The 21,506-nt window shown below is 71.0% G+C and carries 19 protein-coding genes; 7 read left to right on the forward strand and 12 right to left on the reverse strand.

Features of this window, described 5'->3' with window-relative positions; genetic code table 11:
• Positions 1-87: 87 nt before the first annotated feature.
• The gene (locus IF54_RS0108425; RefSeq protein WP_030316119.1) at positions 88-2,214 is read right to left on the reverse strand and encodes a beta-galactosidase; all 2,127 of its coding nucleotides are present in this window, start codon (positions 2,212-2,214) and stop codon (positions 88-90) included.
• A 252-nt stretch (positions 2,215-2,466) separates the two neighbouring features.
• Here IF54_RS0108425 and IF54_RS0108430 point away from each other — a divergent pair, with 252 nt between their 5' ends.
• From IF54_RS0108430 to IF54_RS0108440, 3 genes are all read left to right on the forward strand, one after another.
• Entirely contained in the window at positions 2,467-2,841 is a 375-nt protein-coding gene (locus IF54_RS0108430) for a hypothetical protein (protein WP_030316121.1), read from the forward strand.
• Positions 2,842-2,932: 91 nt separating this feature from the next.
• Entirely contained in the window at positions 2,933-3,490 is a 558-nt protein-coding gene (locus IF54_RS0108435) for a glycoside hydrolase family 25 protein (protein WP_030316122.1), read from the forward strand.
• Between the two features lie 27 nt (positions 3,491-3,517).
• Entirely contained in the window at positions 3,518-4,060 is a 543-nt protein-coding gene (locus IF54_RS0108440; RefSeq protein WP_030316124.1) for an MOSC domain-containing protein, read from the forward strand.
• Between the two features lie 76 nt (positions 4,061-4,136).
• Here IF54_RS0108440 and IF54_RS0108445 read toward each other — a convergent pair whose 3' ends face one another.
• Positions 4,137-4,355 (reverse strand): EF-hand domain-containing protein, encoded by a 219-nt coding sequence (locus tag IF54_RS0108445; RefSeq protein ID WP_030316126.1) that lies wholly within the window; start codon positions 4,353-4,355, stop codon positions 4,137-4,139.
• A 171-nt stretch (positions 4,356-4,526) separates the two neighbouring features.
• On the opposite strand from IF54_RS0108445, the gene IF54_RS0108450 reads away from it, so the two are divergent.
• Positions 4,527-5,162 (forward strand): GNAT family N-acetyltransferase, encoded by a 636-nt coding sequence (locus IF54_RS0108450; RefSeq protein ID WP_030316128.1) that lies wholly within the window; start codon positions 4,527-4,529, stop codon positions 5,160-5,162.
• Positions 5,163-5,326: 164 nt separating this feature from the next.
• Here the strand turns inward: IF54_RS0108450 and IF54_RS0108455 are convergent, their stop codons facing one another.
• The 6 genes from IF54_RS0108455 to IF54_RS0108480 form a co-directional block, all read right to left on the reverse strand.
• A complete protein-coding gene (locus tag IF54_RS0108455) occupies positions 5,327-6,520 on the reverse strand; it encodes a YncE family protein (protein ID WP_030316131.1) in 1,194 nt (397 codons plus the stop codon).
• Complete coding sequence (locus tag IF54_RS0108460) at positions 6,520-7,260, reverse strand: polysaccharide deacetylase family protein (protein WP_030316133.1); 741 nt, start codon at positions 7,258-7,260, stop codon at positions 6,520-6,522. Before IF54_RS0108460 ends, IF54_RS0108455 begins: the two co-directional genes overlap by 1 nt.
• A 42-nt stretch (positions 7,261-7,302) precedes the next feature.
• Positions 7,303-7,806: an ATP-binding protein gene (locus IF54_RS0108465; RefSeq protein WP_030316134.1), complete on the reverse strand. Its 504-nt coding sequence runs from the start codon at positions 7,804-7,806 to the stop codon at positions 7,303-7,305.
• 262 nt (positions 7,807-8,068) lie between these two features.
• Positions 8,069-8,836: an enoyl-CoA hydratase/isomerase family protein gene (locus tag IF54_RS0108470; protein WP_030316136.1), complete on the reverse strand. Its 768-nt coding sequence runs from the start codon at positions 8,834-8,836 to the stop codon at positions 8,069-8,071.
• A gap of 76 nt (positions 8,837-8,912) precedes the next feature.
• Positions 8,913-10,157 (reverse strand): L,D-transpeptidase, encoded by a 1,245-nt coding sequence (locus IF54_RS0108475; protein ID WP_030316138.1) that lies wholly within the window; start codon positions 10,155-10,157, stop codon positions 8,913-8,915.
• A 112-nt stretch (positions 10,158-10,269) separates the two neighbouring features.
• The gene (locus IF54_RS0108480) at positions 10,270-11,496 is read right to left on the reverse strand and encodes a L,D-transpeptidase (RefSeq protein WP_037819555.1); all 1,227 of its coding nucleotides are present in this window, start codon (positions 11,494-11,496) and stop codon (positions 10,270-10,272) included.
• Between the two features lie 292 nt (positions 11,497-11,788).
• Between IF54_RS0108480 and glgX the strand changes: the two genes are divergently transcribed.
• Positions 11,789-14,035 carry a glycogen debranching protein GlgX gene (gene glgX / locus IF54_RS0108485; protein ID WP_030316142.1) on the forward strand — a complete coding sequence of 749 codons (2,247 nt, stop codon included), beginning with the start codon at positions 11,789-11,791 and terminating at the stop codon, positions 14,033-14,035.
• An 8-nt stretch (positions 14,036-14,043) separates the two neighbouring features.
• On the opposite strand, the gene IF54_RS0108490 is transcribed toward glgX, so the two are convergent.
• From IF54_RS0108490 to IF54_RS0108505, 4 genes are read right to left on the reverse strand one after another with little or no spacing between them, the layout of a single operon-like run.
• Positions 14,044-14,682, reverse strand: a complete 639-nt coding sequence (locus IF54_RS0108490; RefSeq protein WP_030316144.1) for a response regulator — start codon at positions 14,680-14,682, stop codon at positions 14,044-14,046.
• The gene (locus tag IF54_RS0108495; protein ID WP_030316146.1) at positions 14,672-15,922 is read right to left on the reverse strand and encodes a sensor histidine kinase; all 1,251 of its coding nucleotides are present in this window, start codon (positions 15,920-15,922) and stop codon (positions 14,672-14,674) included. Before IF54_RS0108495 ends, IF54_RS0108490 begins: the two co-directional genes overlap by 11 nt.
• A 25-nt stretch (positions 15,923-15,947) precedes the next feature.
• Complete coding sequence (locus IF54_RS0108500) at positions 15,948-16,682, reverse strand: ABC transporter permease (RefSeq protein ID WP_030316148.1); 735 nt, start codon at positions 16,680-16,682, stop codon at positions 15,948-15,950.
• Positions 16,679-17,620 (reverse strand): ABC transporter ATP-binding protein, encoded by a 942-nt coding sequence (locus IF54_RS0108505; RefSeq protein WP_030316149.1) that lies wholly within the window; start codon positions 17,618-17,620, stop codon positions 16,679-16,681. Before IF54_RS0108505 ends, IF54_RS0108500 begins: the two co-directional genes overlap by 4 nt.
• Before the next feature lie 206 nt (positions 17,621-17,826).
• Here IF54_RS0108505 and IF54_RS0108510 point away from each other — a divergent pair, with 206 nt between their 5' ends.
• Positions 17,827-19,635, forward strand: a complete 1,809-nt coding sequence (locus tag IF54_RS0108510; RefSeq protein WP_030316151.1) for an ABC transporter ATP-binding protein — start codon at positions 17,827-17,829, stop codon at positions 19,633-19,635.
• Positions 19,632-21,497, forward strand: a complete 1,866-nt coding sequence (locus IF54_RS0108515) for an ABC transporter ATP-binding protein (RefSeq protein WP_030316152.1) — start codon at positions 19,632-19,634, stop codon at positions 21,495-21,497. The genes IF54_RS0108510 and IF54_RS0108515 overlap by 4 nt, the downstream gene beginning before the upstream one ends.
• Positions 21,498-21,506: the final 9 nt, after the last annotated feature.

Here is a 21,506-nt window from a genome sequence, read left to right on the forward strand (position 1 = left end):
GAGCCGGTCAGCAGTGCCGCCGCCGCAAGAGAACTGCCCAGCGCCTTTGCTGTGGTTCTTTTCCTCACTGCCCCTCCTCGGGGGATGTCACGGTGTTGCGGCGATGAGCACGCGGACGTCCCAGGGACCAAGAGCCAGCTCCGTGCCGGCGGGAACGGACGTGCCGTCCAGAACGTCGGAGAGGTCGACCGGGACGCTCGCGCGCGCGGACTCCCAGCTCCAGTTGTGAACGATGTGGACCCGACGGCCGTCGGGAGAGGTGCCGGTCGTCGCCGTGACCGACGCGGGCAGGTCCTGCCAGGCGTGGCTCGCGGTGGGCGCCAGCCATTCGGCGAGCGCACGGGCGAGTTCGCGGCCCGGTGCCGTGCCGACGGTGGTGACCCGGCCGGCGCCGTGCACCCGGGTGGTGATCGCCGCCCACCGGCCGAAGTGCGGGTGGTCGTAGCCGGCGAGCACCTCGGCGTCGGTGGGGTCGAGGCACTCGATCCAGTGGGTCGCGGCAGCCGACTCCGACAGCCGCAGCGGGCTGTCCGGCGTCGGGCGCACGGGCACGTCCTGGTGCAGATTGCTGAATTCGTCGTACGTCACCCCCGCGGCGTCGGCGAGACGGCCGGGGGCCGGGGTGAGCCGGGCCCTCGCCTCGTGGTCGGCGTAGCCGGTGCGGGGACCGAGGACCAGGTGGCCGCCCGCGTCGGCGAAGGCCTTCAGCCAGTCGAGGGTGATGTCGTCGACGACGTACAGGGCGGGGACGACGAGCACCGGGTGGCCCCGTACTGCCTCCTCCGCGGTGAGGTCCACCAGCTGCCGGGCGTGCACGATCCGCACCTGGCGGCGGGCGTCGAAGGCGCCGCGGTAGAAGGGGTCGAAGAGCCGGTGGTAGGCGGCGGGATCCGGGGCGCCGTCGGGGGTGGCGAGCGGCGGGTACTTCTGCATGAGCCACTTGCTCGGCGTCGAGTAGACCAGCGTGAGGTCGGCGTCGGGTTCGAGACCGGCGACCAGCGGGCCCGCCTTCTCGAACTCCGCTCCCAGCCGGGCCAGTTCCGCGTAGGTGCGGCCGGGCTTTCCGGTGTGCGGGAGGACCCCGCCCCAGTAAGTCTCCGCGCCGAAGCGCAGGGTCTGCCACTGCCAGTACTCGATCATCCGGGCACCGCGCGCCACGTGCGCCCAGGCGGCCTGGCGCCACTGGCCGCCGTAGCCGGGCCGGTTGTCCCAGGCGAAGCCGATGCTCTGGGCGTTGGTCTCGGTGACCAGGAAGGGCTCCTGGCGGGAGGAGAACATCCAGTCGGCGGTCTGGTACATCGACCAGACGCCGCTGGTCTTCCAGATCTGCTCGTGGGTGTCGGGGGTGGGGTCGGGCAGCAGCAGGCCGTCCTGCATGTCGTAGTACGGGTTGCCGGAGGCGATGTCGAGGCGGGCGGCGAGCTCGTCGTCGGAGACCCCCTGGCGGGTGTACGAGATGCAGGTGGTGACGAACTGCCCCTCGCGCGCGTACTCGCGGACGAGGTCGGCCTGCCAGCCGATGAACTCGGTGACCTGGCGGGCCTGGAACTCCCGCCAGGCGACGTCGTACTGGGGCTGCTCGTTGCCGTCGGGCGTCCACAGGTCGGACCAGTCGGACAGCCGGTGCGACCAGTAGACCAGGCCCCACTCGCGGTTCAGGGTCTCGACGTCGCCGTACTTCTCCCGCAGGTGGTCCACGAACCGCTGGAAGACGCCGCGGTTGTGGAAGAGGTGCAGCCCCGGTTCGTTGTCGACCTGCCAACCGATGACCGCCGAGTGGTCGGCGTAGCGTGCCGCGATCTTCCGGATGACCCGCTCGGCGTGGAAGCGGAACGCGGGGTGGGTGAAGTCGATCTCCTGCCGGGCGCCCCAGCCCATCCGCTGCCCGGTGGCGCGCTCGGCGGTGATCTCCGGGTACTGGCGGGCCAGCCACGGCGGGGCCGCGTACGTCGGGGTGCCGAGGACGACGGAGATGCCGCGCTCGTGGGCGCCGTCGAGGACGGGCTGGAGCCAGTCCAGGTCGAAGGTGCCGTTGCTGGGCTCCCAGGTCGACCAGACCGACTCGCCGACCCGGATGACGGTGAAGTGTGCCTCGGCCATCAGGTCCAGGTCGGTCTCCAGCCGTTCGTCCGGCTGGAGTTGGGGGTCGTAGGCCGGGGTGTACTCGTGGTAGTACGCGGCGCCGAACAGGACACGGGCAGGCAGAGCCGCCATGGGGGGAACCTCCGGGGTACGGGAGCGAGGGGAGAAGTGTGCGCTACTGCTTGACGCCGCCGGAGGCGAGGCCGCTCTGCCAGTACCGCTGGAGCATCAGCCCGTCTCAGTATGACTACGCAGACATGACTGCGCAGACATATCTACGCAACCAGGGAGGTCGAGTCAAGGGTTTCCGCAGGATTGCCGGCATCCGGAAGGGCGACACCGCGCCGGTTCTCCACAAAACGGAAGTTGCTAGCATCCCCCGCCATGGACGACAGCGTGTACGTGGGCAACGCCGGCAAGGACGCTCCGCTGGACCGGGGCTGGCTCCTCGGCCACTTCAAGGAGGCCGGCGATCCGCGGCACAGCGATGCCGTGGAGATCAAGTGGGGCGTCCACCCCCGTGGCGACCGCCGCGAGGAGTGGGTGCGGGGCGAGGCACGTACCGCCCTGCTGATCCTGATCAGCGGCCGCTTCCGGGTGGAGCTGCCCGGCCGGGACGTGGTGCTGGCGGAACAGGGCGACTACGTCGTGTGGGGGCACGGGATCGACCACTCCTGGTACGCGGAGGAGGAGTCGGTGCTCATCACCGTCCGGTGGCCGTCCGTACCCGGTTACGCCGTGGCGCGGCAGGAGAGCTGAGGCCGGTCGCGGCGACCCCAGGTGTCGTTCGGTCCATCGGGGGCATCATGACAACTCCCCTTCCCCCGACGACACTTCAAGGAGCCTCCCTATGCTCCGCGGTATCGATGTCAGCGCCTACCAGTCCTCGTCCTTCGCCACGGACGGTCTGTCCTTCGCCTTCATCAAGGCGACGGAGGGCCGCTCCTACGTCAATCCCAGGCTCGCGGCCCAGGCCAAGCACGCGCGCGACGCCGGGCTGGTCGTCGGCTTCTACCACTTCCTGTGGCCCGGCAACCTCACCGCCCAGGCCGAGTACTTCGTCAAGCACGCCCCCGAGAGGGCGGGCGACCTCCTCGCCGTGGACTGGGAGACGACCGGCGAGGGCACCCACGCGACCAACGCGGAGAAGGACGCCTTCATCCGCAAGGTGCGCCAACTCCGGCCGGACAACCGGGTCCTGCTCTACTGCAACCGGCACTACTGGCTGAACGTGGACACCACGTCGTACGCCGGCGACGGCCTCTGGATCGCCGACTACGTCACCGCGGGCAAGCCCCGCATCAAGGCGAAGTGGCGCTTCCACCAGTACACCGACGACCCGGTGGACAAGGACGTCGCCGACTTCGCGAGCAAGGCGGCGCTGCGCGAGTGGGCCGCGGACGCCTGAGCGGCGCCGCTCTCATAGGCTGGTGCCATGGGTGGGACGATCAGCGCGGTCAGCAGCAACGGAACGTACTCCTTCAGCAAGCCGAACCGGGAGAGCATCACCTTGCTCGAGGGGTTCGGGGTGGAGGGGGACGTGCACGGCGGAGCGACGGTGAAGCACCGGTTCCGGATGCGGAAGGACCCCTCGCAGCCGAACCTCCGGCAGGTGCACCTGATCCACGAGGAGCTGTTCGAGGACGTACGGCGGGCCGGGTTCGAGGTGGCCGCCGGGGAGCTCGGCGAGAACGTCACCACCCGGGGAGTCGACCTGCTGACGCTGCCCCGGGGCACACGCCTGCGGCTCGGGGAGACGGCCGTCGTCGAGGTGACCGGGCTGCGGAATCCCTGCGCGCAGATCGACGGCTTCCGGAAGGGGCTGATGAAGCAGGTCGTGAGCCGTGACGACAACGGCCGGCCGCGCTTCCTCTCCGGGATCATGAGCGTGGTCGTGACGGGTGGCGTGGTGCGGCCCGGCGACACCGTCGGGATCGACCTCCCGCCCGGCCCGCACGAGCCCCTGGACATCGTGTAGGACAGCCGCCTCACACCCTTGCCCGGCGCGACGAAGGGGGCGCCCGGGTCTTCGGGCGCCCCCTTCTCCGTACGGCCTACTTGTTCAGGTAGGCCCAGAACTCGTCGAACGACAGGAGCTTGTCGCCGTTCAGGTCGCGGGTCTTGATGATCGCCTCGGCGACCGACTCGGTCACGTTCCAGTCGCCGCCCTGGGCCAGGGCGGACTTGAACTCGGCGGCGGTGATGGAGCCGTCACCGTCCGCATCGATCCGCTCGAACTGCTTGCGTGCTTCCTCGATGTCGATGTGCGCCACCGGTCCGCCCCTCTTCTCGTGCTTCGTGTCTCACTGGCTTGCTGCCGCAGGTCAGATTAGCCGCCTGGCCGGATAGGCCGTACGGCAACCACCCGGGGAAACCCCGGTGCCCCCGTCGATCATGTCTGCGAGGGTGGGTCCTCCAGTGGCGGGAGACTCGAGGAGCCGGTGATGGAGACTTTGCGGGACATTCTCGACGCGGCGGCCCGCGGTGCCTTCCCACCCGCGGACGGCGGGACCACGATCGTGCCGCAGGCCTGTCACCGGGACGCGGGCGTGCTCTCCTTCACGGCCCACTCCGTGGTCTTCACCGACGAGGACCCCGAGTGGGTCCGTGCCACCCTGCGCGGCCTGGACTGCGACCCGCTGGCCGCGACCATGAACCCGCGTTTCCTGACGGCCCTGCTGGACCGGACCGGGCGCAGGTCGGAGACGATCGACGCGATACTGGTCGCCGACCCGCTGCCGGGCGAACCGCCCCTCGTGCTCAAGGAGATCGAGGACGCGAACCATCCCCGTATCGCCTACGCCCGCGGGCGCCGCGACGACATCCGCGCCTGGACGGCGGACGGCGGGGTGCTGGTGACGGGACGGGGCATCGGCGGCCGTCTGGAGGTCTCGGTCGAGGTCGACGAGGCGGTACGGCAGCGGGGCCTGGGCCGCGTCCTGGTGAGCGCGGCCCGCCACCTGGTCGGGGAGCCCGTGTGGGCCCAGGTCTCGCCGGGCAACGCCCGCAGCCTGCGCGCCTTCCAGGCGGCGGGCTACCGCCCGGTGGGCGCGGAGGCGGTACTGCTCGCCCGCCGGTGACGTGCGGGGGCGTTCCTCGCACCCCGACGACGTGCGGGTGTTGCTCACTCCCCGGTGACGTGCGGCGGACCGCTCGCACCCCCAGCCACGCGCGGGTGTTGCTCACTTCCCGACGACGCGCGGGTGTTGCTCACTTCCCGACGACGTGCGGCAGGGCGGGGCGGTCAGCGGAAGATGCCGGTGTGGCCGAGCGAGTAGCGGCCCGGCTGCGGGTACACCGCGAGGCCGTGCGGGCCGCTGCCGACCTTGATGCGGGCGAGCTGGCCGCCGGTGCGGGTGTCGATGGCGTAGACCTCGGAGTTGTAGCGGCCGGACAGCCACAGGACCTTGCCGTCGGCGGAGACGCCGCCCATGTCGGGGCTGCCGCCACCGGGCAGCTGCCACTTCTTGGTGACCCGGTTCTCGGCGAAGTCGAAGACGGACACGGTCCCTTCGCCCCGGTTGGAGACGTACATCTCGCGGGAGTCGCGGCTGATGTACAGGCCGTGGGTGCCCTTGCCGGTGGGCAGCAGGGTCGGCTTGCCGAAGGTGTCGCCGTCCAGGACCCACATCCCGTCGGCCATCATGTCGGCGACGTAGAACCGCTTCCCGTCGGGCGAGACCTTGACGTCCTGCGGCATGGCCCCGGCGAAGGGCAGCTTCTGCCGGCCGACCACCTCCATCTTCCCGGTGTCGACCTTGAGCAGCTCCCCGCTGAACTCACAGGACACGATGAAGTACCGGCCGTCCAGAGAGAAGTCGGCGTGGTTGACGCCGTAGCAGCTGACCGGGACCGTCTTCCTGCGCTCCATGGTGTGCGGGTCGCGGAAGACCAGCTCCCGGTCGAGGGAGGCCATCACGACGGCGTACTTGCCGTTCGGCGTGAAGTACAGGTTGTAGGGGTCGTGCACGTCGACCGGCTTGCCCGCCTTGCCGGTGCTCGGGTCGATGGGGGTGAGGGTGTTGCCGCGGTCGTTGTTGACCCAGAGCGTCTTCATGTCCCAGGAGGGCACGACGTGCTGGGGCTGCCGTCCGACATGGATCGTGTCGATGACCTCGTACGTCTTCGGGTCGATGACGGAGACCGTGTCGGACTCGGTGTTGGGCACGTAGACCCGCGACGGGAAGTCCTTCACCACCGGCGAGAGCCGGTTCGGGCGGTCGGCGGCGTAGACGTCCTTCGGGTCGAGGACGGGCGGCATCCCGGGGAGCCCCTGGACCGCCTTCCGCACGGGTTTCACCGGTCGGACCGGGGCGGGGGCGGCCGCCTTGGTACCGAGAGCCTCCTTCACGCCGCCCTTGGTCCCGGTGCCGCAGGCGGCGAGGACGACGAGGGCGGCACAGGCGATCAGAGCGCGCTGGGCGAGGGTACGGGTCATCAGCTGAACAACTCCGTGGTGGTCACCGCGGCCAGGCCGCGCCGGTCGAGTTCTTCCAGTACGACGGGGAGGGCGGCGACCGTGTCGGAGTACCCGAAGTGCAGGCTCACCACGGACCCTTCGCGGATCTCGGCGAGTACCTTGCGGGCGACGACGGCGGCGCCGGGCGAGGTGAAGTCGAGAGAGTCGACGTCGTAGGACAGGACGTGGGGGTAGCCGGCCTCCTGGGCCAGCCGGGTGACGAGGGGTGAGGCGGTGGGGGTGCGGGAGGGCCGGAACCAGGTGCCCACCGACCCGGTGAGCCGCCGGATCCGCTCGGCGCAGCCGGTGATCTCCTGACGCGCCTCGGCCTCGGACATCGCGTTGATGTCGAGGTGGCTCAGGGTGTGGTTGCCGAGGTCGTGGCCGCCGTCGAGAATCCGGCGGGCGAGCTCGGGGTGGGTGTCGAGCCAGGTGCCCACGGCGAGCACGGTGAGCCGGGCACCGCGCTGCTCGGCCTCGGTGAGCAGCGCACGGGCGGTGGCGGGATCGCCGGCGCCGTGGAAGGTGAGGGCGACCCGGGGACGGTCGCGGGGGCCGTGGGTGAGCTGCGCGGGCAGGGCGGGCAGGGGTGGGGCGCTGCCGGCGGAGGAGGGGGCGGGATGAGCGACGGCACTCCTGGTCGCACATCCCGCGGCCAATGTCAGCCCAGCGGTGGCGAGCAGCACGGTCCGGCGGTCGGTAGCGGTCACCCGCCCCATTTAAGGGGTTCTGTCGTGGATTGCCGCTGATCGACCCACCGGCTACCTGTCGGCCACCCGCATCTCGAACCACGTGGTCTTGCCGCGGGGCAGCAGATCGACCCCCCACCGGTCGGACAGCTTGTCGACGAGGAACAGCCCCCGCCCGCTGACGTCCATCTCCTGCACCGGCATCAGACAGGGCAGCCCGCGCGAGGGGTCCCGCACCTCTATCCGGATCCACCCCCGCCGGCGCCGCATGCGCAGGCCGAACACCCGTGCCCCGGTGTGCCGTACGGCGTTGCCGACGAGCTCGGACACGAGCAACACCGCGTCCTCCGCCATCTTGGGGGTCAGCCCCCAGTCGCGCAGCACGATCACCTGGGTCAGGCGCCGGGCGGCGGCCGCGGACTCCGGCCGGGACGGCAGGGGGACCTCCGCCTCGGTGGGGTTTCCGAACAGTTCGAGCGCCTTCAGTGCGTGCTCGTCCTCGACCGCCGGAGACCAGCGCGCCGCCGTCGCACGGCCGTCTCCCCGCGGCTGTTCGAAACCCTCCAGCCCCGCCATGACCCCATCATGGCCGCCCAAAGCGCCCTCCGGGGCCGTTCCCGACGAATACGCCCCCCTGATCGCACTGCTCCGAGAAGGGGGATCGGCATATGCCAAAGGCACATCGACGTCGTCAACAGCCCTGGTGACCTGCGGCGGAGGCTCATGAGGAGGCAATCGACGGACTCCCTCGACAAGGCAGACTTAAGGTTGCCTTAAGGCTCCCATAAACCGCTCCATCGAGGGACCCGGATCAGACATCGCGTCAATTGCAAGGGATTCAGAGGAATTTCGCCTTGCCGGGTCCCTCCTCGACGAAGCTCTTCATGCCCCGCGCACGGTCCTCGGTGGCGAACAGGCCTGCGAACCAGTTGCGTTCCACCGCGAGCCCGGTCTCGATGTCCGTCTCCAGACCCGTGTCGATGGACTCCTTCGCCGCGCGCAGCGCGATCGCCGGCCCCTGCGCGAGCTTCGCCGCCCAGGCGTGGGCCTCGGCATATACCTCGTCGGCGGGGACGACCCGGTCCACCAGGCCCAGGGTCAGCGCCTCGTCGGCCTTGACCATACGACCCGTGAAGATCAGGTCCTTCGCCTTGGACGGTCCGACCAGCCGGGCCAGGCGCTGGGTGCCGCCCGCGCCCGGGATCAGACCGAGCAGGATCTCCGGCTGGCCCAGCTTGGCGTTCTCCGCGGCGATCCGGAAGTCCGCACACAGGGCGAGTTCGCAGCCACCGCCCAGCGCGTAGCCGGTGATCGCGGCGACCACCGGCTTGGGGATGCGGGCCACGGCCGTGAAGGAGTCCTGGAGGGCGCGGGCGCGCAGGACCATCGCGGTGTGGTCCATGTTCTGCATCTCCTTGATGTCCGCGCCCGCCGCGAACACCTTCTCCCCGCCGTACACGACCACCGCGCGCACGTCGTCACGCCGGGTCGCCTCCTCGGCGAGCTCCTTCAGCCGGTCCTGGGTGGCCACGTCCAGCGCGTTCATGGGCGGCCGGTCGAGACGGATGACGCCGACACCTTCGGCGACTTCGAGATTCACGGTCATGGAGGCAGGTTAACCGCCGCTAACGACAACGGCCCCGGTGCCGTAGCTCACACCGGGGCCGTTGCTCAGCGGAGTGTTACGCCGTCCACTTGTCCCAGGACATGTTCCAGCCGTTGAGGCCGTTGTCCGGGGCGACGGTCGCGTCGTGGGAGTTCTTCACGATCACCACGTCGCCGATCAGGGAGTGGTTGAAGAACCAGGCCGCCGGGACCCCGCTGTCGTAGCCGCCCTTGACGTCGCGCAGACCCACGCAGCCGTGGCTGGCGTTGTAGTTGCCGAAGGCGTCGCCGCCCCAGTAGTTGCCGTGCAGGAAGGTGCCGGAGTCGGTGAGGCGCGAGGCGTGCGGGACGTCCTTGATGTCGTACTCGCCGCCGTACCCGACCGTCTCGCCGTTCATCCGGGTCACCGCGAGCTTCTCGCTGATGACCATCTGGCCGTTCCAGGTGTCGTAGCCGGGCTTGCCGGTGGTGACCGGGATGGTCCTGATGGTCTTGCCGTCCTGCATGACCTTCATCGTGTGCTTCTTGGCGTCCACGACGGAGACCTGGTTGCGGCCGATGGTGAAGGAGACGGTCTTGTTCTGCTTGCCGTAGACGCCCTTGCGGCCCTCGACCCCGTCGAGGCGGAGCTGGACGGTGACCTTGGTGCCTTCCTTCCAGTAGTGCTCGGGACGGAAGTCCAGACGGTCGTTGCCGAACCAGTGGCCCTGGACGTCGACGGCCGGCGAGGTCTTGATGGTGATGGCCTTCTCGACGTCGTCGGGGCTGGTGATGCCCCGGGTGAAGCGGAGCGAGAACGGCATTCCGACGCCGACCGTCGAGCCGTCCTCGGGCGTGAACGTGCCGATGAAGGTGTTCTTCGGAGTCAGTGTGGTGAAGCCGGAGTCCTCGGCCGCCGTACGGCCCTTGGAGTCCTTCGCGATCGCGTGCACCGTGTAGGCGGTGCCGGAGGCGAGATGGGTGGACGGCGTCCAGGAGGCGCCGTCGGCGGCTATCTTCCCCTCCACGGCGGTGCCCTTGGCGTCCTTGACCTGCACCTCGGTCAACTTGCCCTTGGTGGCGGCGACTTTGAGGGCGCCGCTGGTGTCGACGGACTTCGCGCCGTCCTTCGGGGTGATCGAGACGATCGCCTCGGACTGCTTGGTCTCGGCGGCGGCCGAGTCACCCTTCCCGCCCTTGCCGTCCCCGGAACCGGAGCCGGATCCCCCGCCACCGCAGGCGGTCACGGCCAGCAGCAGGACGCCGAGTATCAGCGCCAGCAGCCCCTTGGCCCCACGCCCCCGCGCGTCAACCGACGCCCCCGATATCGGTCGCACGTTCAAGTCGATCTCCCCTCGCCGGGCCTGGTCAGGCCCGCATCACCCCCGCGATCACCGCGTGTCGGCGCATATTAACCGCATAAATTTCAGAATCTTGTGAGTGCAAGGTCACCATTCAGTCACTGCCCGCATTCCACTGCTTCCACGTCATATTCCATCCCCCGAGCCCATTGTCGGGAGCGACCTTTTTGTCATCGCTGTGAACGACCTCGACCACGTCACCGACGAGACTGCGGTCGAAGAACCAGCCCGCGGGCGTCTCCGAGCTGCCGCCCTTCACATCCCTGAGGCCCACGCAGCCGTGGCTGACATTGACCCTGCCGGGGGCGTCCGGCGCCCAGTAGTTGCCGTGCAGGAAGGTGCCGGAGTCGGTCAGCCGCAGGGCGTGCGGCACGTCCGGGATGTCGTACTCACCGCCGAAGCCGACCGTACGGCTGTTCATGCGGGTCACTTCCAGCATCTCGGTGACGACCATCTTGCCGTTGTAGGTGGTCGTCCTCGGGGCGCCCGCGGTGATCGGCACGGTCGCGAGGAGTTCGCCGTCCCGCCGGACCTGCATGGTGTGTTCGGCCGCGTCCACGAGGGAGACCTGGCTGCGGCCGACGGTGAAGGAGACGGTCCTGTACTGGAGGCCGTAGACGCCGGGCGCGCCCTCCACGTCCCGCAGCCGCAGCGCGACCGTCACCCGGGTGCCGGGCTCCCAGTAGTGCTCGGGCCGGAAGTCGAGGCGGCCCCGGCCGAACCAGTGCGGGCGGATCTCGACGGGCGGCTGCGCGGTGACACGGACGGCGCGTTCGACGGCCGCGCGGTCCTGGATCTCCCGGTTGAACGCCAGCGAGACGATCATCCCGGTGCCGACGGTGGAGCGGTTCTCGGGGGTGACGTACCCGACGAAGCGCTTCCCGGGGACGTACGTGGTGAAGGTCGCGTGCCGGGCCGAGCGGCGGCCGTGTGCGTCGAGGGCGACCGCGTCGACGGTGTACTTCGCGGCGAGCGCGAGCCGCGCCTCGTCGGGTTCCCAGCGCAGACCGTCGTCGGAGATGCGCCCGGGGACGGGAGTGTCCTGCGCGTCCTGGGACTTGACGACGGTGACCGACTCCAGGCGCCCGCCGGCCACCCGGACCCGCAGCCTCTCCTCGGGCGGCACGCCCCTGGTGCCGTCGTCGGGGGCGACCCTGATCACGTCCTCGGGCGCGGGGGGCTTCCCGAACCCTCCGACCCCGCTGATCCCGCCACCCCCGCCCGACGTGCACCCGGCGGCCCCGGCCACCAGTCCAGCCCATGTCACCACGGCGACCATCACGGTCCCGGCACGCCGAGCGCGCCCCTGTCCATGTCTCACGACCAGCTAAACGACGGGGCCCACCGGGGGAAACGTGACCTTCGGATCCATGGCGACGGTGGCCTACGCTTCTCGGAGCGCGAGGAACTGCGCGACCAGCCCCCACGGACCCGCAGTCGCCGGACCACCTGACCCGGCACGTCCGAAGGCGCCCCGCCCAACCCGGCGGAGCGAACCCGTGAGTGCGAGCCGACCCGTGGGCAGAACAGTGGGGAGGACGACGTGAGGGGGTGCCGCGGATGGGATGCCGTGCGCCCTTTTCCACTTCGTTCCACGAGCCGTGGGAGGACCGGTGTCCAGCGCAGCCGAGCAGGAGGCGGTGACCGAAGCCGCCGAGCAGCGCCCCGCCGCGCTGGTGAACGGCGCGCGGCGGGGAGCACCACCCGTACCGGTGTGGCCCGGTGCGCCGACCCCGCTGGGGGCCAGGTTCCGGGTCGGCCCGGACGGGGTCGCCGGGACCAACTTCGCGCTGTGGGCGGGCGGCGCCGAGGCCGTCGAGCTGTGCCTGTTCGACGCGGACGGCAAGGAGACCCGGGCCCGGCTCAGCGAGCTCACTCACGAGATCTGGCACGGCTTCGTCCCCGGTGTCATGCCCGGCCAGCGCTACGGCTTCCGGGTGCACGGCCGCTGGGACCCGTGGACCGGCGGCCGCTGGAACCCGGCGAAGCTGCTCCTGGACCCGTACGCCCGCGCGGTGGACGGCGACTTCAGCCTGCCGCCCGAGGTGTACGGCCATGTCCGCGACTGGCCCCAGCAGCAGGTCGCGGACACCGTCCGGGACGAGCGGGACTCGGCGCCGTACGTCCCGAAGGGCGTGGTCGTCCACGATGACGCCACCGACGACGAATGGATGGAGGACCGGAGGCCGAAGACCCCGTGGGCGGACTCGGTCATCTACGAGCTGCACGTGCGCGGGTTCACGGCCCTGCACCCCGGCATCCCCGAGGAACTGCGGGGCACGTACGCCGGGTTGGCCCATCCGGCCGCGATCGAGCACCTGGTGGAACTGGGCGTCACGGCCGTCGAGCTGCTCCCCGTCCACCAGTTCGCGCACGAGGACCACCTGCTGCGGCGCGGCCTGAAGAACTACTGGGGTTACAACTCCATCGGCTACTTCGCGCCGCACGCGGCCTACGCCGCCTCCGGTACGACGGGTCAGCAGGTCGGCGAGTTCAAGCGCATGGTCCGCGCGCTGCACGCCGCCGGGATCGAGGTCATCCTCGACGTGGTCTACAACCACACGGCGGAGGCGGGCGAGCTGGGCCCCACGCTGTCCCTGAAGGGCATCGACAACCGGGGCTACTACCGCCTCCAGTCGGACGCCCGGCGGTACGCGGACTACACAGGCTGCGGCAACACCCTGCACGTGGTCCAGCCGCATGTCCTGCGCCTGATCACCGACTCCCTGCGCTACTGGGTGACGGAGATGGGCGTGGACGGCTTCCGCTTCGACCTGGCGGCCGCGCTGGCCCGCTCGATGCACGACGTCGACATGCTCTCCCCGTTCCTCGCGGTCATCGCCCAGGACCCGGTGCTGCGGCGCGTGAAGCTGATCGCCGAGCCGTGGGACGTGGGCTCCGGGGGCTACCAGGTGGGCGCCTTCCCTCCCCTGTGGACGGAGTGGAACGACCGCTACCGCAACGCCGTACGGGACTTCTGGCGGGGCGCGCTGCCGGACGTACGCGATCTCGGCTACCGTCTGTCGGGCTCCAGCGACCTGTACGCGTGGGGCGGACGGCGGCCGTACGCCTCGGTCAACTTCATCACCGCGCACGACGGTTTCACCCTGCGGGACCTGGTGTCGTACGAGAGGAAGCACAACGAGGCGAACGGCGAGGGCAACCGGGACGGCACGGACGACAACCGGGCGTGGAACTGCGGGGCCGAGGGCGAGACGGACGACGAGCGCGTACGGGCGCTCAGGCGACGGCAGTTGCGGAACCTGCTCACCACCCTGCTGCTGTCGACGGGGGTGCCGATGCTGGTCGCGGGCGACGAGCTGGGCCGCACGCAGCGCGGCAACAACAACGCCTACTGCCAGGACAACGAGATCAGCTGGGTGGACTGGGGACTCCTGGAGGACCCGGGCTGGAAGGCCCTGTTCGACCTCACGGCCCGGCTGATCGACCTCAGGCACCGGCATCCGGTGCTCAGGCGGCGGGCGTTCTTCTCGGGGCGGGCGCACTCGGCGGACGGACTGCGCGACCTGGCCTGGTTCACCGCACGCGGCACCGAGATGACGGAACGCGACTGGTACGCGCCCGCCGCCACGCTCGGCATGTATCTGTCGGGGCGGGACATCCCCGGCCGCGACGAACGCGGGGCGCCGATCGTCGACGACAGCTTCCTGGCCGTCCTGCACGCGGGCGACCGCCCGACGGCCTTCCAGCTGCCGGGACCGCCCTGGGCTGAACGGTACGAGGTGGTCGTCGACACGTCGAGGGAGGAGCAGGCTCAGGCACCGGCGGTGGTGCACCGGGCGGGGTCGTCGGTCACGGTCCCGGCGCGGGCGGTGCTGCTGCTCAGGGTGGCCGACTGAGGCGGGGGCTAGCCGAGGATCCCCCGCTGGTACGCCGTCGCGACCGCCGCCGCGCGGTCGTTGACGCCCAACTTGGCGTACAGGTGGGTGAGATGGGTCTTCACGGTCGCCTCGCTGATGAACAGCTCGCGGGCGATCTCCCGGTTGGAGGTGCCCCGGGCGACCAGGGTGAGGACCTCGCGTTCACGGGCGGACAGGGGCTCGTTGGCGGGTGCCTTGGGTGAGCGGACCGCGGAGACCAGCCGGGACGCCACCGCCGGGGAGAGGACCGTACGGCCCTCCGCGGCCGCCCGTACCGCGGTGAACAGCTCGTCGCGCGGGGCGTCCTTGAGGAGGTAGCCGGTCGCGCCCGCCTCGATCGCGGGCAGGGTGTCGGAGTCGGTGTCGTACGTCGTCAGCACGAGGACCTTCGCGCGGGCGGCCCTGCGGGTCAGCTCCCGGATGGCGTCGACGCCTCCCCCGCCCGGCATCCGAAGGTCCATCAGGATCACGTCGGGGTCGAGGGCCGCGGCCCGCTCGACGGCCTCGACGCCGTCGGAGGCCTCGCCGAGCACGGTGAAGCCGGGCGCGGAGGCGAACATGCCGCGCAGACCGTCCCGTACCACGGGATGGTCGTCGACGATCAGCAGCGAGATGTCACTCGTCATGGCGGACCAACGGTACGCGAGCCGACAGCGCGGTGCCGTTGCCCGGTTCGGACTCGACGGTGAGGGAGCCCGCGATGCGTTCGGCCCGGGCCCGCATGCCGTCGAGGCCGAAGCCGCCGGCGTGGGTGCGGGCGGGCAGGTCGAGCGGGTCGAAGCCGCGTCCGTCGTCGCGGATGTCGAGGATGACCTCGTCGGTCAGGAAGCTCAGGGTGACGCCGACGCGGGTGGCGTGTGCGTGCCGGGCCGCGTTGGACAGGGCCTCCTGGGCGATCCTGAGGAGGGTCGCGGAGAGTTCGTCGTGCAGCTGCTCGGCGGTGCCGGTGACGGTGAACTCGGCACGCACACCGGTGCGTTCGCCCCATTCGGCGACCGTCTGCTTGAGCGCCTCGGGCAGTCCGGCGTCGGCCAGCGCGACCGGGGCGAGGTTGTGGACCGACCGGCGGGCCTCGCCGAGGCTGTGCCGGGCGAGGTCGACCGCCCGCTGCACGTGCTCGCGGGCCTGCCCCTCGTCGGAGGTGTTCGCGACGACCTGGAGCTGGGCGATGATCCCGGTCAGGCCCTGGGCGAGGGTGTCGTGGATCTCGGCGGCCAGCCGGCGGCGCTCGTCGGCGACCCCGGCCTCCCTTGCCTGGACGAGGAGTTGGGCGTGGAGGGCGGCGTTCTCGTCGAGCGCCTGCTGGAGCGCGGTGTTGGTGCGTTCCAGTTCGGCGATGGTCTCGGCCTGGAACCGGGCGCGGTCCTGCTCCTGCAACGCGAACCGGGTGAACACGCTGACCAGACCCATGTTGAGGCCCAGGACGAGGAAGAACCCGACCCACAGGAGCGTGCCGCGCGGCGGCATGCCGCCCACCTCGCTGCCGGCCATGGTGATCGCGGTCAGGAACAGACCCGGCATCACCAGCCGGCGGGGCAGCTCCCGGCCTGCGGTGTAGTAGCCGGTCACTGCGTAGAAGGCGAAGAACGGGTTGAGCCAGGTCAGCACGAACCCGAGGGCCCAGCGCAGGAAGTAGAGGCACACCCCGGTCCGGCTCGGGCCGGGCTCGGTCCGGCGCACCCTCCCCCACCACACCTGGAGGAGGGCGCCCGCGACGACCAGGACCGCGGAGACGGCCATCGCGGACGGGCCCATGCCGACAGGCCGGGCGGAGACGGCCGCCGCCACGACACCGGCGGCCAGCAACGCGTAGGGCCCCCAGTTGTCGAAGGAGGCCCGGGGCTCGAAGGGCCCTGTGGTGGTCATGGCCCCAGTGTCCGGCACGGCCGCCTCACTCCCAGCGGAACCAGCGCGACGCGGCGGCCGTCAGCAGCAGCGTCCAGATCACGAGCACGCCCAGGTGGGTCCAGCCCGGCCAGTGCCCCGCCGCGGCCCGGTTCAGCGCCTCGGCGGCCGCTCCGAAGGGGGTCCAGCCGACGATCCGGGCCAGCAGGTGCGGCATGGTCTGCACCGGCGCCCACACGCCCGCGCAGAACATCGCCGGGAAGAACACGGCCGAGCCGATCGCGCCGGCCATCTTCGTGGTCCGGGACAGCGCCGACACCACCGCGCCGAGCGCCAGGGCGGCGAGCACGGCGAGGACCAGGGCCAGCAGGTATCCCGCGGGCTGCTCGGGCAGTCGTACGGCGAAACCGACCCGCCCGACCGCGAGGGCCAGCAGTCCCGACGCCAGGGCGGCACCGCCGTAGACCGTCATCTGCGCGACGAGCAGGGCCGCCGGGCGGACCGGGGTGGTGGACATGCGGCGCAGGATGCCGCGTTCCCGGTAGCCGGTGAGGGTCTGCGGCATCGACTGGAGGCCGCCGACGATCATGCCGAGGAGCACGGCCACCGGGACGTACACGTCGATGGTGCGGAGGCCGCCGAGGTCGGGGTCGTGGTGCCGGAAGGACGGGATCGAGCCGAGGATCACCAGGAGCAGGGTGGGGAACAGCAGGATCCAGAACAGGGCGCCGGGTTCGCGGCGGAAGAGCCGGACCTCGGTCCGCAGTACGGCGGTGTTCATGCCGTGGCCTCCTGGGTGTCGGTCATCGTGTCGGTCATCGTGTCGGTCTTCGTGAGGTCCAGGAACGCGTCGTCGAGGGTGGCGTCGACGACCCGCAGCTGGTGGGCGGTGACATGCCGGCGGGCGAGCAGGGTGATGACGGCGTTCACCGTCTCGTCGGTGCCGGACAGGGTGAGCCGGCCGTCCCGGTCCTCGACCGAGGCGAGCGCGGGCAGGGTGTTCAGTTCGTGCGCGTCGAGCGGTGCGGAGGGGGTGAAGCTGATCACCGTGCCGCCCGCCGAGCGCCGGATGAGCCCGGCCGGGGTGTCCAGGGCGGCGACCCGCCCCTTGTCGATCACGGCGATCCGGTCGCAGAGGCGCTGCGCCTCCTCCATGAAGTGGGTGACGAGCAGCACGGTCACGCCGTTCGCGCGGACGTCCTCGATCAGCTCCCAGGTGTCACGGCGGGCGCGCGGGTCGAGCCCCGTGGTCAGCTCGTCCAGGACGACGATCCGCGGGTTGCCGACCAGGGCGAGCGCGATGAACAGGCGCTGCTTCTGGCCGCCGGAGAGTTTCCCGAACCGGGTGGTGAGCTTCTGGGCCAGTCCCAGGCGTTCGGCCAGCGGGCGCCAGTCGAGGGGATGGTCGTAGAAGGTGCTGTAGAGCTCCAGTGCCTCGCCGACGGTGAGTTTGGCCTGGAGTTCGCTCTCCTGGAGCTGGGCGCCGAGGACGCGGGCCACGCGTGCGTGGTCGGCGACGGGGTCGAGCCCGGTGACCCGGACCCGGCCTCCGTCGGGGATCCGCAGCCCCTCGACGCACTCGACGGTGGTGGTCTTGCCGGCGCCGTTCGGGCCGAGGACGCCGAAGATCTCGCCCTCCTCGACGGCGAAGGAGACACCGTCGACGACGGCCCGGCCCCCGTAGGACTTCCGCAGTTCGCTGACTTCGATGACGGACATGGCATCAGCGTCCCGGGCGGGGGCCCTGCGCCACATCGCCCGTCGCGCTCGAAGCGGCATCAACCGATCGGTGGATGCGGGGCTACGACCCTGCCGGCGCTTCCTGTACGACCCCTCGAACGCGCAGGTCGTAGGTCCATCGGCGGATTCCGGTCCGGCCAAAACTCGGTGGGCGTTGTCAGTGCCGGTCCGTAGGCTCGCAGCTGATGCCCACGACACATGCACCCACCAAGGACCGATCGGCCGCACGGACCCTGCTGCGCCTGTGGCCGTATGTCCGGCCGGCTCGCGCACGGCTGTTCACCGCCGCGTTCGTCGCGGTGCTCGCCTCCTGTACGGGGCTGGTGATCCCGCTCGTCCTGAAGTGGCTGGTGGACGGTCCGGTCGCCGACGGGGACACGGCGGGGGTGTGGCTGGGTGCGCTGTACCTGCTGCTGCTCGGGCTCGCGGAGGCGCTGCTCTTCGGTCTGCGTCGGTGGCTGGTCGCGAGACCGCTCTCCCACGTCGAGGCGGAGATGCGCGCGGGCCTGTACCGCCGCCTCCAGCGCCTCCCGGTGGCCTTCCATGACCGCTGGGCCTCCGGCCAGTTGCTGTCCCGGGCCACCACCGACCTCATGCTCCTGCGCATGTTCCTCGCCTTCCCGCTGACCTTCCTGCTGGTCAACGCGGTGACGATCCTCGTCGGCGTGATCATCATGCTGCTCCAGGACTGGAGCCTCGGACTGGTGATCCTCGGGCCCGCGATCCCCGTGGTGGTCACCTGCGTGATCTTCGAGAAGCGGTACCACCATGTGGCACGGCTCGCCCAGGACCAGGTCGGCGATCTCACCACGGTCGTCGAGGAGAGCGTGCTCGGCATCCGCATCATCAAGGGCTTCGGACGGCACAGGTCGCAGGCGCGGGCGTTCCGTGACCTGTCGGCGAAGCTGCGCGGCACCGAGCTGCGCAAGGCCCGCCTGCTGGCCACGATCTGGGGCGTCATCACCACGCTCCCCGAGGTGGCCATCGGGGCGACTCTGGTCCTGGGCTGCGTACAGGTGGCGGACGGGGAGTTGTCGGCGGGCACGCTGGTGGCGTTCCTCTCGACAGCCCTGGCACTCCGCTGGCCCGTCGAGTCGATCGGCTTCCTGCTGGCCATGAGCCAGGAGGCGGCGACGGCGACAGAGCGCTACTTCGAGGCGATGGACGAAGTACCGGAACAGGAAGACGCGCCCGACAGGGGCGCGGGGAACGACGCGACAAGCCCCCACGCACCCGCAGCCGACAACGATGGCATCCGGTTCCACGAGGTCCGTTTCCGCTACCCCGACGCCCCCGAGGACTCCGCACCCATCCTCGACCGCATCGACCTCCACATCCGCCCCGGCGAATCGATGGCCCTCGTAGGCGCGACCGGCAGCGGCAAGACCACCCTCACCGCCCTGGTCCCCCGCCTCCACGAACTCACCTCGGGCCGGATCACATTGGACGGCGAGGACATCACCGCCATGCCCAGGGAAGAACTGCGCGCGCTCGTCGCCGTGGCCTTCGAGGACCCCACCCTCTTCTCCACCAGCGTGGCCGACAACGTCCTCATGGGCCAGGACGCACAGGAACTGGACCGAGCCCTCTCCGTGGCCCAGGCAGACTTCGTGCACGCCCTCCCCCAGGGCGCCGACACCCAGGTCGGCGAACAGGGCCTGAGCCTCTCCGGCGGCCAGCGCCAGCGCATCGCGCTCGCCCGGGCCGTCGTGGGCAGGCCGAGGTTCCTCGTCCTGGACGACCCGCTGTCCGCGCTGGACGTGCACACCGAGGCCGCCGTGGAGGCCGCCCTGCGGGACGTCCTGGCCGACACCACCGCGCTGATCGTCGCCCACCGCCCCTCCACCGTGCAGCTCGCCGACCGGGTCGCGCTGCTGTCGGAGGGCCGGATCACGGCCGTCGGCACCCACCACGAACTCCTGCGCAGCAACGCCGAGTACGCCCATCTGATGTCCGGGTCCGGGGACTCCGGGGAAGGGGAGGACGCCCGATGACGGCCCCCACCACGTCCGCGCCCACCACCACGGACGAAGAGCCGCGGCCGCCCGGTCAGGAGCGCGCCGACGCGGCGTTCGACGAGGACCGGCTGCCCGCTCCCCCGCGCGCGACCTCCCTCCTGCTGCGCTCGCTGCTCGCCCCGATGAAGGCCCGCGTCACCGTCACGACCCTCCTGCTGCTGCTCCAGCAGGCGGCCGTGCAGGCGGGCCCGCTGATCGTGGCGTACGCCATCGACCGGGCCGTGCCCGCGTTCCGGGACCACGACCACGGCCCGCTGATCGCGGTGGGCGTCGGCTATCTGCTGTGCGCGCTGGCCTCCGGCGCTCTCCAGTACGCGTTCATCCTGGCCTCCGCCCGCGTCAACCAGGACGTCCTGCTCGACCTGCGCGGCCGGATCTTCCGGCACGCGCAGGCGCTGAGCATCGACTTCCACGAGCGCTACACCTCGGGCCGGCTCATCTCCCGCTCGACCACGGACGTCGAATCGCTGCGCGAGCTCCTGAACGAAGGCCTCCAGGAGCTCGTCACCGTCGTGCTGTCCTTCCTGTACATCTCCGCGCTGCTGCTCTGGCTGGACCTCGGGCTCGGCGCGGTCGCGGTGGCGTCCTTCGTGCCGCTGTACGGGCTGGTGCGGATCTACCGGCGCCGCGCGGGCCGGGTGTACCGGAAGCGGTCGACCGCGATCGCCGCCGTGATCGTGAAGTTCGTGGAGACCATGAACGGCATCCGCCCGGTGCGCGCGTTCCGCCGCGAGGCCGCGAACGACGCCGGCTTCGCCGTGCTGAACAAGCGGCACGAGCGGGTCAACGGCGACGCGCTGCTGGAGATGGCCCGCTATGTCGTCGGGTCCCGGGTGGTCGCCAACACGGCCGTCGCGGGGATCGTGCTGTGGGGCGCGTACCGGGTGGCGCAGGGCTCGCTGGAACTGGGTGTGCTGGCGGCCGCGGTGCTGTACCTGCGGCGGCTGTACGACCCGATCGACCGGCTCGGGATGTTCCTGAACTCCTACCAGTCGGCGGCGGCCTCCCTGGAGAAGATCGCGGGTCTGCTCGCCCAGACCCCGACCGTGCCGGAGCCGTCGGCCCCCCGGCAGCTCCCCGCACTGGAGTCCGCGGACCGCCCCGGCCGCGAGGTCGTCTTCGAGGGGGTCTCCTTCGGGTACCGCACCGGCGGCGAGGTGCTGCCCCGCTTCGACCTCACGCTCGCCGCCGGACAGACCGTCGCGGTGGTCGGCTCGACCGGCGCCGGGAAGTCGACGCTCGCGAAGCTCCTCGCCCGTTTCTACGACCCCTCAGAGGGCCGTGTCCTGCTGGACGGGGTGGACCTGCGCGAGCTGGCCGTGCCCGAACTACGGCGCGGGGTGGTCATGGTGACCCAGGAGGCGTTCCTGTTCTCCGGCACGGTCGCCGAGAACATCGCGATCGGCCGGCCCGACGCGAGCCGCGAGGAGATCGAGCGGGCCGCGAAGGCGATCGGCGCCCACGACTTCATCAGCGCCCTGCCCGACGGCTACGACACGGACGTCCGCAAGCGCGGTGGCCGTATCTCGGCCGGGCAGCGCCAACTCGTCGCGTTCGCGCGGGCGTTGCTGGCGGACCCGGCGGTGCTGATCCTGGACGAGGCGACCAGTTCGCTGGACATCCCGGGCGAGCGGGCGGTGCAGCGGGCGATGGCGACGGTCCTGAAGGGCCGTACGGCCGTGGTGATCGCGCACCGGCTGTCGACCGTGGAGATCGCCGACCGGGTCCTGGTGATGGAGCACGGCCGGATCGTCGAGGACGGCACACCGGCCGAACTCGTCGCCGGCACCGGCCGGTTCGCGGATCTGCACCGGGCCTGGCGGGACAGTCTGGCGTGAGCCACCACC

This window comes from Streptomyces sp. NRRL B-3229 (assembly GCF_000719505.1).
Lineage (GTDB): Bacteria > Actinomycetota > Actinomycetes > Streptomycetales > Streptomycetaceae > Streptomyces > Streptomyces griseorubiginosus.